This window comes from Neobacillus sp. 19 (genome assembly GCF_049463095.1).
GTDB lineage: Bacteria > Bacillota > Bacilli > Bacillales > Cytobacillaceae > Neobacillus.
The window spans coordinates 1-3,765 of record NZ_JBMPZU010000087.1 but is presented as its reverse complement, the minus strand read 5'-3'; the positions used below and the strand labels follow the sequence as shown (position 1 = coordinate 3,765).

Annotated in this window: 4 protein-coding genes and 1 riboswitch; of the genes, 2 read left to right on the top strand and 2 right to left on the bottom strand. The window is 39.3% G+C overall.

Annotated features, from left to right (window positions below; translation table 11 throughout):
- Window positions 1-482 precede the first annotated feature (482 nt).
- Window positions 483-848, bottom strand: coding sequence for a glycosyl hydrolase family 28-related protein (locus ACO1D1_RS25005; protein WP_423337514.1), 366 nt, complete (start codon window positions 846-848; stop codon window positions 483-485).
- A gap of 209 nt (window positions 849-1,057) precedes the next feature.
- Window positions 1,058-1,195 (bottom strand): hypothetical protein, encoded by a 138-nt coding sequence (locus tag ACO1D1_RS25000; protein ID WP_423337513.1) that lies wholly within the window; start codon window positions 1,193-1,195, stop codon window positions 1,058-1,060.
- 279 nt (window positions 1,196-1,474) lie between these two features.
- Window positions 1,475-1,593: riboswitch (SAM riboswitch) on the top strand.
- 139 nt (window positions 1,594-1,732) lie between these two features.
- On the opposite strand from ACO1D1_RS25000, the gene ACO1D1_RS24995 reads away from it, so the two are divergent.
- Window positions 1,733-2,845 (top strand): methionine biosynthesis PLP-dependent protein, encoded by a 1,113-nt coding sequence (locus ACO1D1_RS24995; RefSeq protein ID WP_149871416.1) that lies wholly within the window; start codon window positions 1,733-1,735, stop codon window positions 2,843-2,845.
- The coding region (locus tag ACO1D1_RS24990) for an aminotransferase class V-fold PLP-dependent enzyme (protein WP_423337512.1) at window positions 2,845-3,765 on the top strand (921 nt) is incomplete at its 3' end. The genes ACO1D1_RS24995 and ACO1D1_RS24990, both read left to right, overlap by 1 nt.

Genomic DNA, 3,765 nt, shown 5'->3' with positions numbered 1-3,765 from the left:
ATTATCGGAGCCGCTGACTTTTACTACACTTTTTGTTACCTTCGATACTTGAATTTGCAGTCCGCTGAACTCATTACCGGAACTTTCATTTGGAATACTAATAAAGCCAATCATGGCAATACCGTTTATACAATCATCTTAAGGTTAGATTAGTGAATCGGTTTCCATTTACAAAGTTATATTTATTTTTAACTTTTGGCTCCTCAGCCTCCAATTTAACGCCGGTTTGAAAGCCTGCAATATTTATGTCAGTAAAATTGACAAAACTAATAAAATTACCTGAACCCCCAGCATATAGATGAAGCGTCCCTTACTGTGAACCGCTGGTGTTTAAGATCGTTCTATCGTCGATTCGGGTTTTGTCCCAGGACCAAAATTTTTGATTTCCGTCTAAATAAATGACGCTCTGAAATCAAATTCAGCATTGACAATTTCAAGAATTCCATTTAACAGGGATGCATTTTTCTCTCACTTCAATAACTTTAAAGTTCCCTTCGATTTGTAACGTTGTATTTTGGCCAAATTCTAAGTTCAATGCCCTCCTTTAAAACGATTCCTTTATTCAGAATATACCTCTTATTTCCAAGTAACTTTACAGTTCCAATTTTCGAATCATGACTGAAATGGATCGCTTCTTGAATGGAAGTAGAATCGTCCTTTGCATCGTCGCCATTGGCTCCGAAGTCCTCCACATTCACATATTCGTTTTGACTATTTGCGGTCATGGTGACAAATTGGTCTTCCTTTTTCAATCCAAGATTCTCGGCAACATTGTTATTAAAAAAAGGATGCTCTGCTACTACAAAAATAATCGCTGTAAGATAAATAATATTGCCCCTTCTTTTCATACTAATCTCCTAACAACAATGTATTAATTTCTTTATATGAGTGATTATAGTTCATTATAACGAACAAGTCAATAATATTACCTCTATTATAGGTATTTTTAATCAGGTCTTTGGTTTGCTATTTTGTATTGCCAGTTTTATTTCCCTCAAATCTGCTTCATTAATTAATCCAGACTCCAGGGCAGTGTTAATAAAAACACTCCAATCTATTAAAGGATTTTTTTGGGATTTCTTGTTTCCAACGTTGAGTTATTTGGACTGAGAAGGGTCTGAATATTAACCTCTAATGCTGCGGCAATTTTCACTAGCACTTCAATGGGATGGGTTTGTTCGAATATTTCTTTCAATGTGGCTTAAGTAGGACTTGGAGATTGTTCCAGCCAGCTGAAATAAAGGTTTCTTTCTTCCTTAATTTTTGAATTTTTGTACCTAACATAGAGAACCTCTCCTTAATAAATTTCACTCCTTTCTCTAATGTCATTATAGTGAACGATGCCTTATTCTTTGTAAAGAACATTAAATGTCAATTTTTCTGATCCTTTTTAGTTTTATTTGTTTTTTTCTAAAAATCAAATTGACATCGCTCCAAAGTTGTAGTAAATTTTATAAATAATCTAAATATTGATTTCTTATCAAGAGAGGTTGAGGGAATGGCCCTGCGACGCTCAGCAACCATCAATGGGGAAACTCATTGAAAAGGTGCTAAGTCCTGCAGATTAGCTGCTGCTAATTTGCAAGATAAGAAGAATGACAATTTGGTCGTACTTACAAAAGTCTCTCTTTATAGAAGGCTTTTTTTATATCCTAATGACTTTAATGCCTCGTAGCATTAAAGCACCGCAGAAAGCCAATATTTATAGTTTACTAAACAAGGAGTGTGCACCATGTACAAAATTGATACGAAACTTGCCCAAATTGGAAATCGCAGTGACACTGCAACCGGAACAGTGAACCCTCCGGTTTATTTTTCAACAGCTTACAGACACAATGGAATCGGACAATCAACCGGATTTGACTATTCACGGACAGGGAATCCAACACGACAGCTCCTTGAAAAAACAATTGCCGATTTGGAATGCGGTGATCAAGGGTTCGCCTGCAGTTCAGGAATGGCTGCGATTTTCACGATCCTATCCTTATTCCAAAGTGGGGATGAATGGTTAGTGAGCGAGGATTTATATGGTGGTACCTACCGGTTATTAGAAAAAGGCTATAAAAAATGGGGCTTGAACAGTCAATATGTAAATACGTGTTGTCCAGAAGAGATTGAACGAAAGATTACACCTCAGACAAAAGCAATCTTTCTTGAGACTCCGACCAATCCCCTCATGCAGCAATCAGATATTGCCGCTGTTTCTTCCATTGCGAAGAAACACGGGATCTTGCTGATTGTTGACAATACATTCTATACACCATTATTACAGCAGCCCATCGTACTTGGTGCCGACATTGTCATCCATAGTGCGACGAAATACTTAGGCGGTCATAATGATGTGCTTGCCGGGCTGATTGTGGCAAAAGGCAAGGAACTTTGTGATGCTTTGGCATTTCATCATAACGGGGCAGGCGGTGTCCTAAGTGCATTTGATTCATGGCTGTTAATGCGAGGTATGAAAACCTTGTCGCTCCGGATGAAACAACATGAGAAAAATGCAAAGGCCATTGTCGAATACCTTTCTGAACATGAAGCCGTGACAGATGTCCTTTATTCGGGTAGAGGCGGGATGGTTTCGTTCCGTTTAAAAGAAGAAACATGGGTGAATCCATTTTTACAAGGATTAAAGCTAATTACGTTTGCGGAAAGTCTTGGCGGCACTGAAAGCTTTATCACCTATCCAGCCACACAGACACATGCAGATATTCCAGAAGAAATAAGGATCCAATCTGGCGTGGACAATCGCTTATTGCGTTTTTCTGTTGGGATTGAAGATGCAGAAGATTTAATTTTTGACCTTGAGGGTGCCTTAGCCCATATTAAAGAAGGAGTGTTTTTCTAATGGCACAAGAAGAATTTAGCTTTGAAACCAGGCTCATCCATAATAAACATAAAATTGATCCAACAACTGGAGCGGTTAGTGTGCCAATTCAGCATGCATCCACCTTCCACCAATCTGATTTCGACCAGTTTGGTAAATATGATTATGGCCGCAGTTTAAATCCGACAAGGGAAGCACTTGAAGATGTAATCGCCGAACTTGAGGGCGGGATAAAAGGGTTTGCCTTCTCATCAGGTATGGCCGCGATTTCAACGGCATTCCTTCTTCTTTCTGCTGGTGATCATATTGTCATTACAGAGGATGTATACGGCGGTACATTCCGTATGGTGACAGAGGTTCTTTCACGGCTTGGCATTGATCATACGTTTGTTGATATGACAAATCTTGATGAAGTGAAGAAGGCAATTCAGCACAATACAAAAGCCTTTTATGTTGAAACGCCTTCGAATCCATTGATGAAAGTAACCGACATTAAGGCGATCAGCAGGATTGCCAAAGAAACTGGCGCACTAACCTTTGTCGATAATACATTCCTGACTCCTTCTTATCAAAAACCGTTAGAGTTAGGTGCAGATGTTGTGCTCCATAGTGCGACGAAGTTTTTATCGGGTCACAGTGACGTTGTTGCCGGGCTTGCTGTCGTTAATGACGAAGGTTTAGCGAAAAGATTAGGCTTTTTGCAAAACGGATTTGGGGCCATCTTAGGTGTTCAAGATGCCTGGCTAGTATTAAGAGGCATGAAGACATTGCACGTTCGTCTAGAGCAATCACAACGATCAGCTATGAAACTAGCTAAATTTTTAGATGCTCATCCGCTTGTTAAAAAAGTTCATTATCCGGGACTTGAAAGTCACCCGCAATATCATATTCAGAAAGACCAGGCTGGTGGCCCCGGAGCCGTCCTATCTTTTGAATTAGCT